This window comes from Psittacicella melopsittaci, from assembly GCF_003585925.1.
Lineage (GTDB): Bacteria > Pseudomonadota > Gammaproteobacteria > Enterobacterales > Psittacicellaceae > Psittacicella > Psittacicella melopsittaci.
On record NZ_NRJH01000030.1, the window covers coordinates 19,197 to 42,307 of the forward strand.

General features: G+C 37.8%; 14 protein-coding genes and 1 pseudogene. 6 read left to right on the plus strand and 9 right to left on the minus strand.

Annotated elements, in window-relative coordinates:
- Positions 1 to 296: 296 nt before the first annotated feature.
- Positions 297 to 521: pseudogene (locus tag CJP74_RS08230) on the minus strand (met regulon transcriptional regulator MetJ); the annotation flags it as partial.
- Positions 522 to 839: 318 nt separating this feature from the next.
- Here CJP74_RS08230 and rlmB point away from each other — a divergent pair.
- Positions 840 to 1,589, plus strand: a complete 750-nt coding sequence (gene rlmB / locus CJP74_RS03745; protein ID WP_119496925.1) for a 23S rRNA (guanosine(2251)-2'-O)-methyltransferase RlmB — start codon at positions 840 to 842, stop codon at positions 1,587 to 1,589.
- 168 nt (positions 1,590 to 1,757) lie between these two features.
- On the opposite strand, the gene CJP74_RS03750 is transcribed toward rlmB, so the two are convergent.
- Positions 1,758 to 3,986: a 5-formyltetrahydrofolate cyclo-ligase gene (locus CJP74_RS03750; protein WP_119496926.1), complete on the minus strand. Its 2,229-nt coding sequence runs from the start codon at positions 3,984 to 3,986 to the stop codon at positions 1,758 to 1,760.
- Positions 3,987 to 4,148: 162 nt separating this feature from the next.
- Here CJP74_RS03750 and CJP74_RS03755 point away from each other — a divergent pair, with 162 nt between their 5' ends.
- Genes CJP74_RS03755 through thiL form a run of 3 tightly spaced genes read left to right on the plus strand, consistent with a single transcriptional unit; the run spans position 4,149 to position 7,319 of the window.
- Positions 4,149 to 4,715, plus strand: coding sequence for a nitroreductase family protein (locus CJP74_RS03755; RefSeq protein ID WP_119496927.1), 567 nt, complete (start codon positions 4,149 to 4,151; stop codon positions 4,713 to 4,715).
- A 25-nt stretch (positions 4,716 to 4,740) separates the two neighbouring features.
- The gene (gene serA, locus CJP74_RS03760; protein WP_119496928.1) at positions 4,741 to 5,976 is read left to right on the plus strand and encodes a phosphoglycerate dehydrogenase; all 1,236 of its coding nucleotides are present in this window, start codon (positions 4,741 to 4,743) and stop codon (positions 5,974 to 5,976) included.
- A 56-nt stretch (positions 5,977 to 6,032) separates the two neighbouring features.
- On the plus strand, positions 6,033 to 7,319 hold the full coding sequence (gene thiL / locus CJP74_RS03765) for a thiamine-phosphate kinase (RefSeq protein ID WP_119496929.1): 1,287 nt from the start codon (positions 6,033 to 6,035) through the stop codon (positions 7,317 to 7,319).
- A gap of 38 nt (positions 7,320 to 7,357) precedes the next feature.
- Here the strand turns inward: thiL and CJP74_RS03770 are convergent, their stop codons facing one another.
- Positions 7,358 to 9,316 (minus strand): subtype B tannase, encoded by a 1,959-nt coding sequence (locus CJP74_RS03770; RefSeq protein WP_119496930.1) that lies wholly within the window; start codon positions 9,314 to 9,316, stop codon positions 7,358 to 7,360.
- 124 nt (positions 9,317 to 9,440) lie between these two features.
- Between CJP74_RS03770 and aroB the strand changes: the two genes are divergently transcribed.
- Both aroB and CJP74_RS03780 read left to right on the plus strand, forming a co-directional pair.
- Complete coding sequence (gene aroB, locus CJP74_RS03775) at positions 9,441 to 10,577, plus strand: 3-dehydroquinate synthase (RefSeq protein ID WP_119496931.1); 1,137 nt, start codon at positions 9,441 to 9,443, stop codon at positions 10,575 to 10,577.
- Between the two features lie 22 nt (positions 10,578 to 10,599).
- Positions 10,600 to 11,469 carry a GNAT family N-acetyltransferase gene (locus CJP74_RS03780; protein WP_119496932.1) on the plus strand — a complete coding sequence of 290 codons (870 nt, stop codon included), beginning with the start codon at positions 10,600 to 10,602 and terminating at the stop codon, positions 11,467 to 11,469.
- Positions 11,470 to 11,517: 48 nt separating this feature from the next.
- Here the strand turns inward: CJP74_RS03780 and CJP74_RS03785 are convergent, their stop codons facing one another.
- The 6 genes from CJP74_RS03785 to CJP74_RS03810 all read right to left on the minus strand — a co-directional run bounded on the left by CJP74_RS03785 (position 11,518) and on the right by CJP74_RS03810 (position 23,060).
- Positions 11,518 to 12,414 (minus strand): metal ABC transporter solute-binding protein, Zn/Mn family, encoded by an 897-nt coding sequence (locus CJP74_RS03785; RefSeq protein WP_119496933.1) that lies wholly within the window; start codon positions 12,412 to 12,414, stop codon positions 11,518 to 11,520.
- A 205-nt stretch (positions 12,415 to 12,619) separates the two neighbouring features.
- Positions 12,620 to 17,119, minus strand: coding sequence for a translocation/assembly module TamB domain-containing protein (locus CJP74_RS03790; protein ID WP_119496934.1), 4,500 nt, complete (start codon positions 17,117 to 17,119; stop codon positions 12,620 to 12,622).
- Positions 17,120 to 17,121: 2 nt separating this feature from the next.
- Positions 17,122 to 19,572: an autotransporter assembly complex protein TamA gene (locus CJP74_RS03795; protein ID WP_119496935.1), complete on the minus strand. Its 2,451-nt coding sequence runs from the start codon at positions 19,570 to 19,572 to the stop codon at positions 17,122 to 17,124.
- Between the two features lie 158 nt (positions 19,573 to 19,730).
- Entirely contained in the window at positions 19,731 to 20,753 is a 1,023-nt protein-coding gene (locus CJP74_RS03800) for a metallophosphoesterase (protein ID WP_119496936.1), read from the minus strand.
- Between the two features lies 1 nt (position 20,754).
- Positions 20,755 to 21,813 (minus strand): metallophosphoesterase, encoded by a 1,059-nt coding sequence (locus tag CJP74_RS03805; protein ID WP_119496937.1) that lies wholly within the window; start codon positions 21,811 to 21,813, stop codon positions 20,755 to 20,757.
- A gap of 17 nt (positions 21,814 to 21,830) precedes the next feature.
- Complete coding sequence (locus CJP74_RS03810) at positions 21,831 to 23,060, minus strand: hypothetical protein (RefSeq protein ID WP_119496938.1); 1,230 nt, start codon at positions 23,058 to 23,060, stop codon at positions 21,831 to 21,833.
- Positions 23,061 to 23,111: the final 51 nt, after the last annotated feature.

Genomic DNA, 23,111 nt, shown 5'->3' on the forward strand with positions numbered 1-23,111 from the left:
TCTTTATACTTATTAGCTTTTTCAATTGATTCAACATAGTTTTGTGATTCTTTACGAAGTAAATAAGGTGACATAGTATCTGAGATTACATAGGTTAGTAAAAGATTTACTAAACGATAAATATGAATCATTTTCTCATTAGAGCTCATTTCATGTTTTAAGATATTGAGTAAATGTTCACGGAACTCAGGTACACCAACATAGCTTTCGGCAACCATCATTGCACTATTGATATTGTCATCACGATTTTTTTTGCGTAATAACTCATATTTTTCCGCTTTTGCTTTAGAAACATAACGGAATAATTCTTCATCAGTAGGTAACGGTTGACCGGTAAAAGCATGAGCAAAAGCTTCACATAGAAGTTCAGATGCTGTAGCATGACGCATTTTATTGTCAATACGACGTTTACGTTCTGATTGAATTGTTTCGTAAATTTCGATTGGCACAGATACGGTCATTTTTTTAATATTTAAAGTTTTTTGTCCGTGTTCGATATATGGATTAATATGTTTTGTCATAACTTTAATTCTCTATTTTTGCAATGATTTTCGAACAACTGTGCTCGGGTTTAAGTGGTTGTTTAAAAATTCATTTAGATAAATCGTAGGAGAATTTTTATCTCTCAATACTTATATTATAACAAATTTTAGTAGAAATTACGTCTAAAAGTTGAAAAAATCTGTCCTTGGTCAATTTTTATTGGAAAAAATTGCCTTTTTTAGGCATATTCTTGCTTTTACTATACGCTTAAATTTTTTTCCGTCAATGACTTTATTTAGCTTTTAAGGTATACTAAATGAGCAAATAATTTTTAGATTTTCAAGGATATTTATTTTATGTCAGCTTCAGTTATTTTTGGTTTCCATGCCATTGAAGCTTTAGTAGTGGCACGTCCTAAAGCCATTGTTGAAGTAGTGTATGTTGCCGAACGTCAAGATCAACGTTTACAGAATCTCTTAGCTCAATTAGAAAAACTGCATATTAAAGCTACGCCAAGTAGTAAAGAAAAAATTGAACAATTTGTTCCCGAAGATGCCGTACATCAGGGGGTAATAGCTCTGGTACGTAAGCTCGAAGAGTTTGGTGAAAATCACATTGAAGAAATTGTGAGTCAAAAAGAAAAACCATTTTTCTTAATTCTTGATGGCATTACCGATCCGCACAATCTCGGGGCTTGTTTACGTAGTGCCGAAGCTGCAGGCGTAGACGCAGTAATTATTCCTAAAGATAAAAGTGCTAGCCTTACGGCAGTAGCAAGAAAAATCTCTTCAGGGGCTTCAGAAGTTTTACCGGTAATTAAAGTAACTAACCTTGCTCGTACTTTAAAACGTCTGCAAACCTATGGCGTGTGGATCGTAGGTACAGCAGGTGAAGCACAAGAGAATATTTATCAGTATCAATTCCCGAACACAGGTCTAGCTCTAGTAATGGGCAACGAAGGTAAAGGTATGCGTCGTCTTACGCGCGAAAACTGTGATGCTCTGGTAAAAATTCCTATGGCAGGAATAGTTTCTTCTTTAAATGTTTCGGTTGCCACTGGGGTGTGCCTCTTTGAAATAGTGCGTCAACTCAATAAATTTGCTTAGTTAAAGCAAAAGCAAAAAAGAAATAAAAAGTAGCAAAAAAAGCAAAAGCCAAAGCAAAAAAAAGCAAAAGCCAAAGCAAAAAAAAGCAAAAGCCAAAGCAAAGAAAATAAAAATACAACAAAAAATAAAGTCCGTAACTAACAAGTTGCGGACTTTTATTTTAGTTAATTAACTCTGATCCTCGCTTTCAAGATATGCTGTTTGCGGACGAACACTTACTTTATGACAATAAGGATCAACAAGCTCATATTCTTGAGCATAAGCTTGACTGAGGCGTTCAAGATTCTCTTGATAAGCTTCATTTTCGCTTCTAAAGTTATCGAGATAAGCTTGAGACAATTGAGGATCTACGACAATACTTTGTTTAATACGAGCTTTATTAGTTCTCGCTTCTTTATAGTACTTATATTGTTTAGCTAAATCAAGGTAAGCACTGAGAATGCCCTTATCTTGGAACGAAATTTTAAAGGCTTCAGTTGCTGTTATTGGACTTAAGTCATTAATAATTAATGAATTAAGCACTAAATCTCCTTGATGAGGGTAACAATAAGGTACTTCTTGCCAAGCATGAGCTAAGCCAACAAAGTCAGGCGTAATCGGACTATTAACGCCAAGAATACCGTCTGGTAATACATTGAGATTAACTTTGGTATAGTAAGCAAAAAGCTTGTCATAATAACCACCGCCCATACCTATACGGTTAAATTGCTTATCAAACGCAACTACAGGGGTAGCTACAACGAGTAAATCTGAGTTATGCACCAGAGGGTTATCCCCACCAATTACTGGCTCTATTAAACCATACTTATTTTTTTGGTAATAACGTGGGTCATTATAGTCAAGCGAACGCACAGGAGCAAAAACCATTACCCAGTTTTTACGCATCACAGGTAAAGCAACGCGATAACCTTGGCTAATAAGGAGCTTAATTAAATTGTGCGTAGGATACTCACCTTTTTGGGCAAGGTATAAAGCTATATAACCAGCCCGTTCTGTGTAGTTTTCTCCATACAGCACTTGAGCATAACTTGTGGCTAGAGGCGAAAGCCCATATTGACTTGCCTTGCCTTGTAAGCCTTGAGCTAGATCTTTAAGGTGTTGATCATACTCTTGGCTTTGTTCAGCAAAAATCGAGTAAAGTAAATTGTAAATTACTTTATATCTTTGCTGAAAGTTTTGCGTAACTGCTACACTTTTATTGATCGCATTAAAAACTGGATCTTCGGTTTCTAATTTAACCTGACTTCTTACGCGTGCACTTATTTTAGCTTTTTTACTTAGGACAATAAATGCTCTTAATTGACTATAAATAGCTTGATAGAGGCTGGCAAAAGTAAAGTTAATCTCAGGGAAGAACTTATCTAAAACTGCTCGCAGTTCGGTAAACTCTTGGGTATTTAGTAAACCAATATAAGCACGAATTAACAGCGGAGCATTAGTGAGATTTACATATTGCTCAAAACGACTAGCACAACTGAGAATTTGCTCGTGGTCTTTTTTACGCTTATTGTAAACATAGTCAATTGTATGGGCAGTTAGACAAGTACTGGCGATTTTATAATCGTCTTTACTTAAAGGTTCCTCAAGTTGATCTAGAGCTTCTTTAAGATAACTACTATTAGGGTAGGCATACATTAAAGAAGGGAGCTCGGTATCAAGAAGATAATAGTCTTTACCGCCTATTTCAAACTCAAAGTCGACTTTATTGTCGCTTCCTTTTACTGCCTCACGTTTAATTTGGTCTAAAAAGCGACGATCACTTTGAGCTAGACTTTGTAACTCAAACATGCGTCCACTATTAGGACCAACTTCCTGAATAACTGGCGTTTGGCTCACTTGAGCAAATAATTGTTCTAGTTGAGCTGGGCTGTAGCCTGTAGATAAATCTAAATCTTCTACCTCGGCTAAAATCTTTTTTCTTACCCCATTGTGCTTAAGAGCAAGACGAATATAAGAGTTTTTTAACTCTTTATCTTGATCGGCAAGTTTATAACTCACTAAGTGACGACGTAAATCGGCTAGAATAGTGTCACCTTGAACCAGATAATCAAAAAACTTATCGACGTAAAAATCTAAATTACTTACTTGGGTAAGATTTGCCATTTTTTGCCGGCGAATTTTTACCATTTGACGTAAGTCAAGTTTATAAGCTTCAACGTTTTCTTGGCTTGCCTCGAGCCAAGGATAATTAATAATTTTTTTATAGGTAGCTACTACTTGTTCGGCATCTTGCTCCACATCTAAGCTTAACATTTGCTCGAGATTAGGAAAGGTCTTGTCTAATTCTTCGAGAGTTAAATCTTTTTCTAAATCATAAGTTAAAGCAAGTTTATGGCGTTGCTGTTTAAAAGCAATTGCCCCAGCCACCAAAAGATTATAGCTTTCAATGTTTTGCATAAGCTGATTTCTTTGCTAGTTTTGCTTGGCAAATATTTTACCATTAAGCACGAGACTTTGCTCGAATATTAGTAAAAGTCACAAAAATTTAACGCGCTTCTAATATAATAGAATAGGGAAAATTATCCTCTCCTCTCTAATAAAATAATTTAAGGAATTTGCATGGAAGCTTTAAGCCTCTTACAAAATCGATTCTCAGAAAAAAAACTTGTTGCTCCAGCCCCAAATAAAGAAGAATTAACGCAAATGTTTAGGGCGGCATTGCGTGTGCCAGATCACGCGACTTTAAAACCTTATCACTTTTACGTTCTCGAAGGTGAAGAGCAAATGCAAAAGCTTTCCGAGCTAATGCTAGACTGCTGTCGTGAACTAGATTTACCAGAAAAATTTGTTGAAAAAGCACAAAAATTTGCTAAACGTGCCCCGCAAGTTATTGCAGTTGTTGCTAAAGTAGACCCAAACCATAAAAAAGTACCTGTGTGGGAACAAGTGGTAACTGCAGGCTGTGCTACCTATGCAATCCAGTTAGCAGCTAATGCTATGGGCTATGATAATGTGTGGATTACTGCTAAATGGGTACAAGGTACAGCAATGCGCCAATACTTTAACTGTGAAGCAGATGACCAAATTGTTGCTCTTTTACTATCGGGTACAGCTAAAGAACGCAAAGAAAAAGAAGATAAAAAAGCGAGCAAATACCTCGATGATTATGTAACCTACTTAAAATAATGTCTTCCTAAACGGAGTCTAAACCATGAGCAAAGTATCTCTTGATAAAAATAAAATCAAATTTGTCCTTCTAGAAGGAGTTGACCCTCTTACCCTAGAAACTTTAAACAATGCGGGTTATTACAATATTGACTATCATAAAAAAGCTCTTGAAGGTGAAGAACTTTTAGCAGCTATTAAAGATGCTCATTTTATTGGGATTCGCTCGCGTACCCATTTAACCCGTGAGGTGTTAGCTCATGCCGAAAAACTTATTGCTATAGGTTGTTTTTGCATAGGTACTAACCAAGTAGACTTAGAAGCAGCAGCCGAACTCGGCGTGGTAGTTTTTAATGCTCCATTTAGTAATACTCGTTCGGTAGCAGAAATGGTATTAGGGGAAATGCTTCTTCTGTACCGTAACCTCGCTCAGGCTAATGCTGAAGTGCACCGTGGCGTTTGGAATAAATCAGCTTCTAATGCCAACGAAGTTAGAGGTAAAACTCTCGGGATTATTGGTTATGGGCACATAGGAAGTCAACTTTCAGTTTTAGCAGAAGCTATAGGTCTTAAAGTTATTTTCTTCGATATTGAGAATAAACTGCCTATGGGTAATGCAACCCAAGTGGGTTCGCTCGAAGAACTTGTTAAAACAGCAGATATTGTCAGCCTGCATGTACCTGAAAACGAGTCAACCATTAATATGATTAACGAGCAGTTGCTAAGTAAATTCAAGCATGGTGCGGTTTTAATCAATGCTGCTCGTGGTCGAGTAGTTGATATAGACGCTGCGGTAACTCACTTACGCTCAGGTTTATTACGTGGGGCTGCTTTTGATGTGTTCCCAGAAGAACCAAAAGGAGCAGGGCAAGAATTTATTTCTCCGCTCCGCGAGTTTGATAATGTAATTCTTACTCCGCACGTGGGGGGCTCAACTGCCGAAGCCCAAGCTAATATAGGTGCTGAAGTTGCTTCTAAATTTATTAAATACTCAGACAATGGTTCAACCGCTACTGCAGTAAACTTCCCAGAAGTAACTCTGCCAGAACACTCAAATGCAATTCGTTTACTCCATATTCACCACAATAAACCAGGCGTACTTAATGCAATTAACCAGGTGTTTGTGAAAAACAACATTAACATTGCGGGGCAATTTTTAAGTACTAACGCAAATATTGGTTATGTGGTTATAGATGTAAACACAGATAGTAAAACTGTAGGTGAACTTGCCTCTGAACTACGTGATATCCCAGGTACAGTAAAAGTTAGATTATTATTCTAATTTACGTTAAAGTCTTAGAGGCATGCCTCTAGGACTTTTCTTTTGGAGAAAAATTTATGGCACTTAGTGAATTTGCTCTTATCAAACAATATTTTGCTCAAGCAACCCCAACTAGGTATTTTGCCCAAGGGCAAACTAACGCTCACCAGCAAGTAAACGAAGTAATTACTATAGGTGATGACTGTGCGGTTTTACAAATTCAACCTGGCTATGATCTGCTGGTAACCACCGATACCATGGTACAAGGTTCACACTTTTATCCTGAAATTCACCCCTATGATCTGGGCTATAAAAGTGTAATTACTAATCTTTCTGATATAGTTAGTTGTGGGGGCATACCTACTTGGTTAAGTCTGGCACTAACTTTACCTCAAGCTCATCCCACTTGGCTCGAAGCCTTTAGTGCTGGGATTTTTGATGCTCTAAATACCTATAATGTCAAACTTATTGGTGGAGATACAGTGCAAGGCTCTGAGCCCTCAATTACCATGACAGCCCAAGGTACGGTTGATCAAGGTAAAGCCTTTACCCGAGCGGGAGCTAAGGTTGGCGATCGAATCTATGTTACAGGTACTCTTGGAGGTGCCTATGCGGGCTTTAAGCTTCTTGAAGCCATGCATAACAAAGCCTTTGCTAATTATACAAGCTCGCTAACCGCTTTTGGGCCTGCTTTAGAAGTAGGAATTAGTAGTCAAAGTATTTATCAGTCAGCTCGTTTTCCTCTTATTCAAAGTAGCAATACTGACTATACTTGCTTTATGCAAGAAAAAAATCCTAGCCCTGCCGAGCAAGCATTTTATCAAGATCTAGCGCAAACGCTAATTTTAAAAAATCTTCACCCTCAAACTTGGGTAAAACTTATTCAGCGTTTTCATGGCTATGTAAATGCGGCTATGGATCTTTCTGACGGTCTTTATAGTGATTTACGCCATATTCTTAATGCCAGTCAGGTACATGCTCAATTAGATTTAGATGCTCTTCCTGCTCATCCTTATTTAGAGCCCCTAGAGCAACTTACTGATCCAGAGCAAATTTTACTTTTCCCTGCTTCGATAATGGCACTTAAAGGAGGCGAAGATTATCAGATTCTCTTTACCGTACCCGAAAGCAAGGCAGAAGAATTTACCCAAGTAATTACCCAAGCTGGCTTACTCGAAATGATTCAGCAAATCGGGACTATTGTTGAGAGCAAAGAAAATCAAGCTCCAATAACCTATTATCAAAATAACCAGCCTGTTAATCTCGAAGAGTATATCTATGAGCATCTCTATGAGAGAACGCAAAATGCCGAACTAGCGCAACAAGCTGCTTCGAGTCTTAAATTTGAACATTTTACCAGTTAAAAAAAGCACCCCTGGGGTGCTTTTTTTAGGTTGGATATTTATTTTTCTTTCTCTTGTTCAGGATTTGCATTTTCATTGCTTGGCGAATTTGCATTGCCTGGCGAAATAGCATTACCTAAACGATTAATCGAATCTTTTACCGCAGCTCCTGTGCGTTCTAAGAACGAAGGCTTACTAATTTGCTCGATCCAAGCAAAAAGCTCGGGAACATTATAATAAGTAAAAGATGCCTGGTTCCAAGCTAGTTTAAAGTCAACCTCAGCTTTATTTTGTTTGAGCTGTTGAGCAAAAATTATTGGTAGAGCTAGCGGGAAATAATTATCAAAAGTGCCATGACGTATCCACCAGTACTTGCTCGCTGGTGCTTGTTTTTCTAGGTAAAAGCTTGGATTTAACCCTTGCACTAGCTCGCTTGGCGCATTAAGTTGGGGTTGGTTTGCCACTTGAGCAAAGTTGGTAAAATGGCGAGCATTTTCCTTGTGATCACCAAAAAAGCGATTATATGGCGAACTTAAATTTGCCTTATCAAAAGATTGCGGGAAGTTTGCACGTCCTACCTCTTGTTGATAAGCAAAAATATGAATTGCCGTTGCTTGATTTTGCTGCACAACTAACCATGGATACCAACTAAAATCAAACTCAGGATCTTGCTTAATTGCTTCATTAGCAGCTTGCACTATATACTGTTCTACTAGAGTGCGGAATGAACCATTACCGTCACTGTTGAGTTGATATGGCTTGCCCTTGCTATCCTGTAAAGCTAAAGAGTTGAGATAGGCAATAAATTGTTCTTGCAACTCTTTACTTACTTGACGTTGAGCAGGGGTAAACTCTTGAGCTCGACTTAAACCAATTAGCCCAGGGAGAGGACGATTTTGTTGTTCTTGCACACTACTAAAGCCCCATTCATATGCCATATCTGCATGCTCTAAATTCAGATAAGGAGCATATAAGGCTACGCCCAGAATACTACTTGGAGCTTGGGCTGCTCCCAGTTGCTCGAATTGACTAGCGTAAGCTTGATCATCCGAACTTACGCCCAGTAAACTGGCAATAGTTGCACCCCCATGACTCGCTACCGCAATAATGCGTTCTTTGTCACCAGGAATTTGTTTTTGGTTAAAATGTAAGTATTTCACCGCAGCCTTGGCATCAATTAAAGGAGCAAAATTTTTGCCCACATATTCGCCTTGGCTTTGGCTATCACTGCCTCGTAAGCCTACACTTACAACTATATAGCCTCGATCTAAAGCCTGAGCAATAAAATGCTCACCATTTTCTGGTAAACTAGTTTCAGGCTCAGGAGTTGGCGTATTTTGCAGGCTGTCTTCGCCTTCTACTACTTGCCCAAGTTGCTCTTCACTTTGGCTGAGGCTACGACGCACATTTTCTACCCCCGAAGTTACTTTACTACCTATAGCCGCTATACCATCGCGAGCTGTTTGCACCAGATTACCAATTTGCGTTGCTACTTCTTGGCGCGTACTTCGACTTGTATCTAAAGTAAGATTATACTGATTGCCGAGAATAATTAAGCCTCGACTATCTAAAGGTAACTTAAACTCAGGTTGCTTTGCCTGCTCCTCACCTGTAGATGAAGAAGTAGTTACTGCTTGCTCTTGAGTCGCTGGAGCAATTTGTTTACCCTGGGGAGTATTTACTTTACCTGGAAGCTCTTGAGGTTTTACGGCAGTAAAATCATCCATGCTATTTAAAAGTAGAATTGGTGCTGTCGTTTTACTATAACCATTAATTTCATTGGCATTAAAATAGCTTACGGGAATATAAATATTTAAAACTTGATATTCTTGTTTAACAGGATTAGTTACATAAGGGATGTTTTCATAAGCTCTTACCTCTACAAGTTTGTTTTGATAGAGATAAGTCTTAATCACATAGTTAGATTCGGGATTAAAAGCTAAACCTTGTGCCCAACTACTAGTAGCAAACAAAGAGCCTGCTATTAAAGTTAAACGAAATAGTTTTGTTAAACCCATACCTCTTCTCCTAACTAGATAAATCTTTTCCCGTATATTATACCGAAAGGAAAACAAATTATACAGAAAGCTAATAAAAGTAGTAAAATATATTTAAATACATTTGCTTTAAGATAACAAAATTATGACCATATCAAGACTTTTAGATCAGGTACATGTAGACCTACCTGATAACAAATCCTACGATATTTTAATTGGGAGTAATTTACTTTCCGATAGTAAGTACCTTGAACCCTATTGCCAAGACCGCGAAGTGTTAATTGTTACTAATCCGACAGTAGCTAAGTATCATTTACAAACTCTATTACTTGGCTTAGGACAAATGTGTGCTAAGCTCAATGTAGTTGAAGTAATTGACAGTGAAGAAGCTAAAACAGCTCCTTACCTTGAACAAATTTATACTAGCTTACTTGAGCATAATTATTCGCGTCGTTCGCTAATTATTGCCTTAGGGGGTGGAGTAATTGGTGATTTAGCTGGCTATGCCGCTGCTACTTACCAACGTGGAGTAGATTTTCTCCAAATTCCTACTACCCTATTAGCTCAAGTAGATTCATCTATTGGGGGTAAAACGGCAATTAACCATAAACTAGGCAAAAACATGATTGGTGCTTTTCACCAACCTGTTAATGTTTTAGTTGACCTTGAGGTATTAAAAACTCTGCCTAATCGCGAGCTTTCGGCAGGACTTGCCGAAGTTATTAAGTATGGTTTTATCTTCTCTTCTGAGTTTATTGATTATTTAGAAGTAAACCTCGATCGCCTCCTCGACAAGGATCTCAATACTTTAGCTTATACTATCCGTCGTTGTTGCGAATTTAAAGCTAAGGTAGTAGCCGAGGACGAAAAAGAAGCAGGGGTAAGAGCTCTGTTAAATCTCGGTCACACTTATGGCCATGCTATTGAAGCTCATCAAGGCTATGGTAATTGGCTCCATGGCGAAGCTATAAGTACGGGTATGGTGCTGGCTGGTCTGACCACTTTAGAGCTAATTAATCAAAATCACCAAGCTCCAGTTGAGTTAAACTTTACTCATGGTGACCTTGAAAAAGTAAAAATGCTTCTTAAACGAGCTAAATTACCTATTCATATTCCTGATAATATGAACAGTGAGCACTTTTTAAAATACATGGCTCGCGATAAGAAAAACCTTGCTAACCAAATAGTTTTAGTACTCTTTGCCCACCTAGGTAAAGCCTATGTGGAAAAAAATGTGGCTAGCCACACCATTACTAAAGTAATTGACAAGTATAAAGGTTAGCCGATCTTTTAAGGATTAATCTATGAAAGAATTTCTTTCTTCTATTTCCTATCCTGCATTGCGTGAGAATGGCGAGATTCTCGTAAGTCCAACTTTAACTCTCGAACCTATAACTCTCGAACATGCTAAACAAATGTGGCCAAAGGTAAAAGAAAACCTTGAGTTCTTTGCCAAATTTTTACCTTGGGCACGCAATACTAATAAGGAATTGTTTAGCCAGTATATTGAAAAATGCGAGGCTAACTATCGCAATGGTAGTGAGCGAGTTTATGCTATTCGAGCAAATGTAGATAAATTTAAAAATGCCATCGTCGGTTGTATTTCTCTACAGTTAAAATTTGCTCCTGGAGTTAAAGTAGGTAATGCCGAATTAGGTTACTATTTATTTGAAGAGGCAACAGGACGTAACTTTATTCATGAGTCAGCACAAGCTTTATGTGCCATTACCTATACCCATGATAATGTGCAAAGATTTGCCATCTACATAGATAAAGAAAATACTTCTTCGCGTAATGTAGCGGTTAAATTAAACGCTAAATTCGAAGGGGAATTACGTAACTATTTTGGTCGCACTTATTGTTTATATAGCTATGTTTTACCAGATGATTTTATTCAACAAAATCAACTGATTAACGACCGCCTGAGCGAAGGTAATTCTGGTTTAACAATCGAACCTTTTGCTTTAGAAGGGGGTGAGTTTGAGGAATTAGCTCAAGCTTCGCGTCAAGCGACCGATAACCTCAATCAAGCTCAAGCTAAACAAAGTGCCGAACGTATTCTTGCCCAACAAACTAAAGAAACAAGCAATTATACAGCTCCCGAGCCTCCGCCTGCCGATGATCTTGAGGATCTCGAAACTACGGCGCAAGATCTTTTTCCTGAAAACAAATAAAATAAAAAAGAGATGTCAAAATATCGACATCTCTTTTTTTTTGTTTGTTTATTTAGTTAAAGTTTTATTATAACCATCTACAATAGTGTAAACCGTTTTTTGTAACATATCTAAATAAGTAGGTACTGGACCATCAACATCAGTTAAAGTATCTACGTAAATGTAGCCCCCAAACTGAGCTCCAGTTTCTTTCATAACCACTTGCATAGGTTTGAGATCCATGGTTGATCCAGAGAATACAACTTTAATGTTGTTATCACGCACTAGATTAATAATACGCGTAATTTGTGCTGGCGTACCTACGTCTTCAGCGTTTACAGGCCAAATAGAATCATATTTAAAACCTATATCCCTTGCAAGATAAGAAAAGGCAGATTCAGAAGTGATTAAGTATACGCCTTCAAGATTGTTTTGTTGCACAAAAGTACGTACATCACTTTCCATTTTATTTAGTTTTGCAATATAAGCTGCTGCATTAGCTTCGTAACCTGCTTTGTTTGCTGGATCATATTTAATCAGAGCGTTTTTAATGTTCTCTACATAAATATAAGCATTAGTTAATGACATCCAACCATGCGGGTTAGGTAGCCCAGCGTAAGGACCGTCATTAATTAAAGAAGGTTGTACGCCTTCAGAAGCAACTACCACTGGAATATCTTTTGCTCTTTGATAGAAACGAGCAAACCATTTTTCTAAACCTAAGCCATTAGTAATAATTAAATCTGAACGATTTAATCTTACTAAATCACGCGAAGTAGGTTCATATTCATGAATTTCTGCCCCAATTGGCGTTAAAGATTCAACTTGAGCATAGTCACCAGCTATGTTTTTGGTAATATCAGCTAAAACCGTAAAAGTAGTAACTACACGCAGAGCTAAAGCTTGAGTACTAAAAGTAAATGCCGTAAATAAGGCAAGGAGGATATAAGCAAATTTAATCTTCATTTTATTTTATATTGAGTTTAAGGTTTGAAAAAATCTGGAAATAAGTAATAACCTTGTCCTTTATTAAATACTCCAGCCGTTTTATGTAACCTATAACTATTATAACACTATTCTAAATGAGAATTGTTATTATTTAGAATATAAAATAACAATTATTATTTAGACTATAAAAATAAATCCAAGCCTGAGCTTGGATTTATCTAAATTACCAGGTTGTCGAGTAAACCACATCGGCAGCCGAGCTTACTCCTCGCGATACTCGTAAGAATACTTTCGGGAATAAACGATAAGAGGCACTAATTGTATTTAAGCCGTCAAATAAACCATATGCATAGTTAAGACGTACTTTATTAAATACTGTACCAGAAATGGTTACTTTGGAATTTTCTCCCGAGCCCGATGTTGAAACTTGGGTATTTTTTATGCCAAAGGCATTACCAATTTTTTCAAAGAGGCTAATCGAAGAAGTTAAAGACGAGGTAAATAATTGTAAACCTACACCATCATCATCTGAATCACTTGCCGATCCTGTTAACAGATAGTTAATTTTTTGGTTTTGCGTTAACGAAGAAGGCGTAGAGAAGAAAGTGATCGTAGGTTTGGTTGCTAAACCTTGTACTTGTACCCCTACAGTTACATTATCCATCATATAGTCTGGATCACGAATAGCACGAATATAGACATTTGGAATTAGGGATAAACCATTAAAGGTCACTTCCCCACGTTGCACTAAGAGGTTTTGTCCATATTGACGAAACGTACCATTTTCAATATTGATATTACCAATAATACTTGCGGTATCTGTATAAGTAACTTCGAGATTACCTACAAGATGAGCATTAACTCCATAGGCATCAAAAACTAAATTATCGCCTAGAGTTACATTAAGCTTAGCAAGTAAATTACTTGGTAAGGCACGATTATCAACAATTTGCGTATCTATAAGTTGTTCATTAGTAACAAAAACTACATCGCCTGTAGGTCCTTGGTAGCTTACACTATCAGAAGAAGGCACAGTTAAATTACCATCGTGGACGCGAGCGGTTCCCTCAACGGTTAGGAAATTATTAACAAAGTCAGCGGTAATATCAGCGTCAATTAAAGCCACGCCATAGTCTAAAAGTTTAGCTTTTAGGTTTTGGGCATTAATTGTAATATTTGAGTTTAACTTGTCAACGGTATCCCAACCTGCTTTACCGTTAATGCTAATTGGCGTTGAGTCAGTTGGTAAGTTACCGAGAATGTCCACACCCTTACCATCAAAACTCAGAACTAGGTCACCATTAACAATTGGGAAAGGTAAGTCCACCATGTCAACATTAAGGCTCGAAGCCCCTGCTTGCCCATAGAGGAGAGGTTGACGTAAAGTCCCACCAAATTGTAAGTTAGAGTAAAGTACTCCTGTTACTCTTTGGGTATTATCAAGTAAAGGTTTAATTACGTTTAAACTTAACTGGTCAAGCGTTAAAGAACCCGAAAGTCTTTGCTCACTAAAGAGCTTGTCAACGACAACATTCAGGGCAACATTACCTTGACGGTTAACTTGTAAACTACCATTAGTTAAAAGCTTGTCACTTTGTAGTTCAGAGGTTAAATCTAGCTGATAGAGAGAAACACTAAATGGTTTTACATCTATTAGCTGATTATAATCTACACGCTCTGAAGCAAGATTAACCTTAAGTACTGAGTTAGCTCCGCCCAGATCTTGCGGATCTAACGCAAAGTTTGCTGTAGCTTTAACATCACCACGTAAGAAGATTTTTTGTTCTCTTAACATAGGATTAAGCAGAGCTAAATTAACATTGGTAGATAATTGCCCCGTAATTTTTTCGGCAGTATAAACTAACTCTTGTTCGTTAGTTAAGTTAAACTGATTATTACTTATTTCAAATGGTTGCACATAAAGAGATTTTTCTCTGGTGTTATATCTTAGATTTATGTCTCCTGCTGAGGTTTTAAATCCAGTTAATTGGGCAGCTACTAAATCTAAGCGTTTGAGGTTAATTTGGGCAGTAAGGTTACCTGTATTATCTAGAGTAAAGTTACTTATATCCGAAATTAACACAGCCTGATTAGAGGAAAAATCAATAGTAATTAAATTATCTGGTTCGCCAGCATAGGTTACTTTAGCGTGATTAATAACAAAGTCATTAATTTGCGATTTAGCTAAAGTAATTTGGCTATTACCTGTGAGGCTTTGATCCATAGCTAAATCTAGATCTGCGACCAGATTATTAATATTTACCTTAGTCCCCGCAGCTTGATAATTAATGTAAGGAACATTAATTTTTCCTGCGACTTTAGGAGTATGAATATTTCCTCCTAAATTTAAGGCAAGATTAGAATTAATTTGTAAGCCAGGAACTAATTTAGCAAGATTAACTAACGAAGCTTCAATGTTTAAGTTTGAATTACTGTTTACTTGCCCTTGGATTTTAAGGTGATTTTTTAAGTAATCGGCACTAATATTTTGTGCCACTATACCGTGTACTGAGTCTACACCTAAGAGCAGATTACCATTAAATGCTTGCTTATCTAAAGTACCTTGGAACTGAGCTTGCTTAAAGAAAATACTCCAGTCTTGTTGCGAGTTGTACACTCCTCCTAGACTAAAGTTTCCTGAGAAGGTTAAATCTTTAATTGAGCCTAGGCTGGCAAAATCTTGTACTTTTAGATTTTGCGCTCGAATTAAGCCTTGGAGTACTAATTGATCTTTATAATCAAACTGTAAATAAGCATGAGCTAGAGGCTCGAGTTTAGTTTTGTTTTCTTTAACAAAAACGAGCTCGGTAGCAAATTTATTGCGTACATTAACTAAATTAGCACTAAAGTTATAGTTTTGCTGGTTATACAGCACTGCTGTTTGTAATTTAGCTTCAAGATTATTTACGCGACCTTGAGCCGTTAAGCTAAAGTTATTAATTTGCGTTTGCTCATTTACTTTAAAGTCTTGCAGTTTAGCATCTAAAGTTAAAGGCCAGTAAGCTCGTCCAGTATCTAGACTTAAGTTTAGAGCTAGATTAGCGTTTTCTCCCTGGTTAGTCGCTTGGATTTCAAGTGCCGAGTAGGCTTTACCCGTAATGCTTACTTTAGCATCTACGGCAAGAGGCAGAGTTACTAGGGGTAACTTGTGGATTTTAACTGCTAGTTGCACATTAGTGTCACTAGTGCGAGCTAAAAAGTCTACTTGAGCATTTAACTCCACATCACCTGCAACTTGCATTTTAAAGTTGCTTGATTCAGGAGTAAGATTGCCATCAATACTAATTGAGTTAAGAGCAAAATTATCTGGAGTTAACAAGTTAACTTCTTTACCTTCTGCTTTATAACTCTGAAACCCTACATCCACTTGTCCAACTTTTACATTTTGTGTTGTCAGTTCAAGAGGTAAATTTAACTGAGTATTAGTAAGATAGTAATCTCTTAATGGCGTTTGGAAGAAGTTAAAGCTCTTGGTTATTTGTTTACTCACTTGCGAAGCTGAGCTGTCTTTACCTTCACCACTTGCCTCAACAAAGTTAAACTCGCCTGTGTACCCTGTTAAACTACGCCAAAGTTGTTCTTTTTGGGCTTGATCTAGACTTGTAGTTTCTAAAGTTTGACTTTCACTTTCTTGCTCGAGTTCTTCATCTTTAGCTAAAGCAGGTAAGCTTATCGCAAAATTATTATCATCTTCTTTGTACTGTAAAGAAAAAGCTTGATCTATTTGAGCAAAAGCCTGACTAAAGCTACCTTCTTGTAAATTGAAGTATTTTTTAATAAACTCTTGCACTTCAGGCGGTAAAGCCTTGCCTCTTAAGGTCAGATTTTTTTGTCTTGCTGGCGTAGCTTGGGCAGGTTCTTGTTGCTGAGCTACATCAGTTGGCACCTCTTGAGTTTGGGCTTGCTCTTGATACTGCAAATAACTTAGTTTACCTAAGCTAACATCACCTAAATCATAGGCATGAGGACGATAGCGTACGGCATCGGCAGTTAAACTATCCAAGTTAATTAGCATAGGATCTGCCAAGTAAGGATTAAATACCGAACTTGGATAAGTGCTTATACCTAGATTGGCAATAACAGGTTTATAACTACTTGCCTCTGAACTTTGGTTAAGTTGGTATTGGTAAATCCCAATGTTTTTTCCCACTACCACTTGCAGATTAGTAATTTTAGCTTGCTGTAAAACTACATCTAACCACTCAGGCGGACCGCCACTTGACTCTTCTTCGGGAGCTGGGTTCACTAAGTCCGCACTAGCAATAGTTTGTAATGCCGAGTTACCATATAAAAGCTCTTGTGGATCGAGTTTATTTTTATCCCCTGTGGCTATAGTAACTTGCGTATTATCAAGAGTTACATTATCTAAACAAAATTGCTGACGCACTAAACAACCTAAACCAAGATGTAAAGTGGCATAGCCCACTTTTACATCTACTAGAGTAGGTACTTCTTGATCCTCTTGCTGTTCTGGCATGGCAGTTACAGCAGGATTATATTTATAGTTTTGGGAAATGTAATGTAAATTTGTAATCCGGACACCCGAGGAAAAACTTCCCTCTACTTTTTCCCAACTTAGTCCAGGTACCTTGCTACTAACAAAATTTAAAACCTTGCCAGTTAAAGCTGAGGAAAACCACACGCTGGTGAAGGCAACAGTTGCTACCCCCACCAGAGCACCTAGACCTATGCCCGTATATTTAAATAGTTTTTTTAGTCGCATAACTAGAAAGAGGCATTAATATTTATATAGAAAGCTATTTTACTCCATTGGAAACCAGGTTCGAGCGGATAAGCTATATCAAAGCTTGCATAGCCCACTGGGAGATAATATCTCACCCCTACCCCAGCTCCATAGTACCAATCTTTCATGTTTTTAATACTTACGGTGTCAGACGAATCCCCACCATCAACAAACACAGCTGCTTTGAGGTTATTGCCGAGCGAATGTAAGAACTCTAAAGTCACTTCCATTTGTTTATTAGCCCCTATATCGGCATCCCCTTTGTAAGAAGAAATCGATTGATAGCCATAACCACGAATAGAGTTCATACCACCCGAGTAAAAGCGTAAGGACGGAGCTATGTCACGGAAGCGATTCGAATCAATTCTCCCTAATCTTAAGCCTACTACGAGGTCATTTTTTTCTGTCAGGGTAAACGTATGACGGGCTTTGAGAATATAAGCGTTATAGCTTACTCCCCCTGATAAAAGTCTACCTAAACCAAAAGTAGTACGCAGGGTAAGCGATAGATCGGTCGTAGTCCCTGAACGAGCAAAAATAAACTCACTATAGGCTAAACCTTGATTACGATTATAGCCGAGCTCTTGCCATAAATCTTTACGCAGATACAAAGTACCTGTAAAGCTCCAGTTTTGGAAAGGAACGCGTACATAGTTCATATAAGCAACTGCCGAACGGCTATAGTAAAGTAAACGCGTTTGATAAGCTCGTTCAACATAAAAACCAAAGGTAAAGTATTTGGTGAGCGGACTATAGAGATATGGATGACGGTAATAGGTCTCAAATCTTTGCGTTAAACGCGAAAGATAAGCATTGGAACCTATACTTCCACCCCAACGGTTAACATAATAACGATCATAGTAAACCGAAGTACGTAAACCTTCGGTAGTATCATAACCATTTGACCATTCTAAACTATTAGGTTTACCATTAGTTAAAGTATAGGTCAGATCTACAGAACGATTTTCGCGGTTTACTTGGCTACTTAAATCCACCGTATCAAAGTTACGTGAAGCTTGTAAATAAGCAATAGAGCGACTCACCTTTTCTTCGGAGTAGTCTTCACCTACGCTTAAATTAGTCATATAGTAGGTTAAACGTGGATCTAATGGACCGCCAATAATATTAATCGAATTAATATGGTAACGGGTTCCTGTTTCTAAATCTAAGTTCCAACGGGCAATATTTGCCTCGCGGTTAACTAATACTTGCGAAACCTTATATTGAGCATCTAAATAACCTGCATCTTGGGCTGCTGCCAGAAGATCATCTTTTACTTGCGTATAGTCACTAGATTTAAATACACTACCTGCTGGAGTAATTTTTTGGGCAATAGTATATAGGGTTGATAAGCCCGAGCCTTGCCCACGAATAATAATTTGCGAAGCATCGGTTAAGCGCACAGGTTCACCTAGAGTAACGCGCACAACAAACTTTTTCTCGCCCTCAGGTTGCACTTCTACATTAGCATTGTAAAAGCCATAAGCTTGTACTGCACTAGTTACGAGCTTGTTTACCGTAAACAGATGACGTAAAGAACCATCCGCATTTACTTGCGTAATCGTACGTATAGCATTAGCAACATTTTCCCCTACTTGAGCATAAAGGTTATTGGCTAAAGCAGCTTGTTCGGCTTGCGAACCAAAACCATAAACTTGGGTAGTAAAGTCACCAGTTTCTATGCTAAAACTATTTTGCGAGTTAAGTAAGCTTTTATTACTAAACTCATGCTCATTAACTGCTTGCGATCCCTTGTTAGTAAAAATCAATGGCGGAGTTTGTTGCTTTTGCGGAGCAGGGGTATAGTAGTTCGCAAAAAGAGAACGATAATAAGCTCTTAATACTTGCAGAACATTAGGAGCTTTTTGTTGCTCGGCATTAAAAGCAACATAATCTATAGGCTCACCTTGGCTTAATTGCTTAATCACACAAGGTTGATTTACATAACTGCTGAGCTGTGGTACATCTAGAGTATTACCTAACAGATTTAAAGCTTGATAGAGGTTGTTGTAATTACCTTGACTTGCTTGTTGCTCTACTTCTTGCACTTGGGCATAAGTAAGATTACGCACGCCTCTTGAACTATTTGCGTTTACCTCACTATCAGTTTGATAGTTAACTTGACAAGCTTTAAGAGCATCAAAAACCTGGTTAACAAATTTATAAGTTTGCGGATAATCCGTTAAACCTATATGGCGAATATCATTTTGTGAGATATATAAGCTTAATGCCGTAACTGCATTAAAGCCGTTATTGAGTACAGGAGCTGGTAAATTACTCGAAGCTGCAGTAAATTTAGTTCCTTGCTCGCTGTAGGTAATGATTAAACCATCACGTTCAACAACATAATCCTCAGCTAAACTTGGTAAACTCACTAAAGCTCCTGCCAGTGTGAGCCAAGGTTTAGCAGAATTAATTCGGAAAAATTTCATAAATGACTTAAAACCGTAAAAAGAAAAGATAACTAAAAAAGAGTCTTATTTAGTTATAAAGATAGGGACTCTTCTCTTTAAATTAAAGAGAAGAGACAAAAAGAACATGCTTATTTTTAGACAAAATTATTAGGGTAAAGTTTGAGGCAAAAGCCCAGTTAACGGCTCTTTTTCTCGACTTGAACTAGAGGTTGAGGGTTAACTTTTGCCTTAGTTTCAGGTAAAGCAAAAATGCTTAAATACTTGCCTTCGGCACATCCAGTATCTGTAGCTATGATACCTTCGGGAGTTCCAGCAAAATAAGCTTGTTGCCAATGCCCAAAATAAACAGGACGATCAAAGCCAATAAAGTTTAAATTAACCTGCTCAGCATCTTTAAATTGGGCAAATTCATACCAAGGAAAAATTTTCTCTTGCTTATCTAAAACAGGCTCGAGCACTAGCTTTTGATTAAAATCTACATAGCTTTGCCCAAAATCATTTAAGCAACAAGATTGCACTTTCCCTGCTAAATCTTGCCAGAGAGCCAAGCTACCTTGCGGAGCGATAATTGCTTCTTGCTCAGGGGTGCGAATTTGGCGATGCCTTGCTACGGTGGTAGTTAGCATAAATTCGGCAAAAGTTCGGAGCTCTTGATCCTCTTGCCAACTTCCAGTTAGAGGTCTGTTTTCTTTAGCTGCTCGACCTAAGTCAGCCAAAGTATGGGCAAAGTATTTATAGCCCAAATAATAGCCTCGTTGTTGGTGATTTAAGCTTTGTAAAAAGTGCATAGCTTGAGCATTAAGACTTTGCATTTGCTCGGGGGTCCAACGTGGATCCAAGGCAGCATGCACCAAATGAAAAGCCTCGTGACTAATAATTAAAGGTTGTTCGAGCAACCAATCGGTATAAAAATGCTGTTTGGCACGAGGTAAAGCTAAAAGTTCTTCAAGGTTATCGCCTGGTATTGTAGGTAAACCTTGATGCACCAAACAAACGACGCGCAAGTCATTATTGCCTAAGACTATTCCTGCGGCATTTTTTTCTGCATACTTTAAAACTTCTAAAGTTTGCGTCCCTCGACAACCTAAATCGCCAATAAAGTAGAGTTCATCTTTACTTGGATTAAAGTCTACTTCCGCAAGAAGCTGATACATCTCTTGGGCACAGCCATGCACATCGCCAATAAGATATTTTGTCATACTAGTTAATTTTCTCTACCCAAGCATAAGGTTGAGCTAGTTTGAGTAAAAAGGCTTCATCTTGCATGTTTACAGCAAATTCTGGCAGTTTATACGCACTTAAACGTCCGCCATACACACATGAAGTATCGGTACAAATTACTCCTGGTACTAACTCTACCCCATTACAAAATGACCAATGCCCAAAGTAAATTGGCTTTTTAAAGCCAAGAAAATTAAAGTTGGCATTACCATAAATTGCTCGCTTATGGTCTTTAAATAATTCCTTTTTCGCTTGGACAAAATCAAACCAAGGATATAAACCTTCTTCACGCTTAGGCTCAGGCTTACATTTAAGCGAGACATTAAGATCATAATAAGGTTTACTAAAGTCTTTAATTAACAGTGAAGGTTGAAGACGATTTAACTTATCTACGCCCACTTGCTCGACCACGCTTTTGGCATTAGGGGGAACAAGAATCGAATCTTGTTCAGGTAAAGTAAAAGCGCGATAACGACAAATAGTAAACATGAGCATGCTTTCTAAAAACTGACGTAAAGCTATATCATTTTTATCTGTATAGCTAAGTTCACTTAAAGTATCGATAAAGCGTTTATTACCAAACACGCGCTTAAACTCTGCCTCATCCCAGCTCGCAAAATACTCTTGCGCTTTTTGTCCATAGAGGCTAATTTGTTCGGGTGTCCAGCTTGGTTCTAGAGCGGCATGCACGAGATAAAAGCCTTCTTCCTCGCGCACAAAACCTTGCTCTTGGAGCCATTTAGCATAGTAAGCTTTCTCTTGCTCACTTAAACTCAGCAATGGCTCAAAGTTGTCTTCGGGCTTAGCAGTGCGAGCCCCATATAAACAACTTAAAAAGTGTAAATCGTAATTACCTAAAACCGCTTTCGCCTGAGAAGCTATAGCTAAATCTAGAACTTCTTTAGGTTTAGGACCGCGTCCTACCAGATCGCCAACTAAATATAATTGATCGCGATCGGGATTAAAGTTTATTTTTTCTAATAATTGAGCAAATTCATCAGCACAACCGTGAATATCGCCGATTACATACTTAGCCATTCTCTTCCCCTAAAATATTATGCTCCCGTAGGAAAAACTTTATACAGATTGAAAAACGCTTGTAAAATATCTGCTTGAGCTCGTAAATTGTACTTATCATCTTGAGATAAATCTCCTTGCTCTAAACGCAAGTTAAAGCCTTTAAGCCATTCTTCAACACGATAAATCCCTTGTTTATTTAACTCTTGATAATCGCAATTATTCCAGTCAAATTGACGTTGCGGATGTTTAAGAAGGCGATTAACAATTGGATAAGTAAATTTACTTAAATGCTCGGCAAGTTTTACCTCACTTGGAGCTAAGTCTTGATAAAAGTTATTTAATTCTTTGCTAGTATAGCCATGGTAAACTATCTGGCTTTCATAAGGAAAACTATAGCCTAGCGCTTTGCTCTCTGGGTATACTTGACTCCGTGGAGCAAATTCAATGCCCAGACTGCCTTTAATTTGCTCATCTTCTTGTTTATCTAGTTGGTAGGTAAAGTGTTTTAAATTACGCCAACGCACTAAATAGGCAAGAGGAGCTAAAAAGCCAGGGCTCGTAAGTTCGCGTAAAGAGGCTTTACTTACGACATCGGGATAATGAACTTCTTCATTACCGTCTAAACCTACGCGAGCTAAAAAGCTTCTAATTTTACCTTTATTGCGGAAAAGACTCTGATGATCGACCACTAGAGCTTGGGTCTGGTAAGCAAAGGCATCATAATTTAGATTTTGCTCGCCTGCCTCACTTAATAGAGCTTGGAGTTGCTCAGGTAAGTAAATAGTATCAGGTTGAGCAATAAAGAGCCAAGCTTTATCGTTTACTTCAAGCGTATCAAAAAGAAACTTTAAATTGGTCAAGCCATAGTTTAAAAACTCATGGTAAAGCCAGTATAAGGAAACGCCTCCAGCATAGAAGTTTTGTTCGAGCCAAGGATTAGTAGGTAAAAGCACTGGAGTTGGATATTTCACCAGTTTATAACCTGGATTATTTGCCACAAACTCGGTAGCTATGGCAATACTTTGATCAGCGGCAACTTGCGGAGGAAGTTCTGGGTAAAGTAGAACTCCTTGTTTAATTACTTGAGCAAGTGATTCTAAGCTTGCTTTTAAAGTAATGGCATTGTTGCTAAAAGGCACTAAAGCAAAAGCTTCTACCTCACGTTCACGTTGACGGTAATCATCATGATAGACTTGTTGATCTCCCTCACGACTGAGATCAAACTCAGGAGGAAAAATTGGTCCTAAATCGGTATTTTTATTCATGCATTATATCCTTAAGTTTTGTCTCTTATTATAGCAAAAAATAGACCCGAG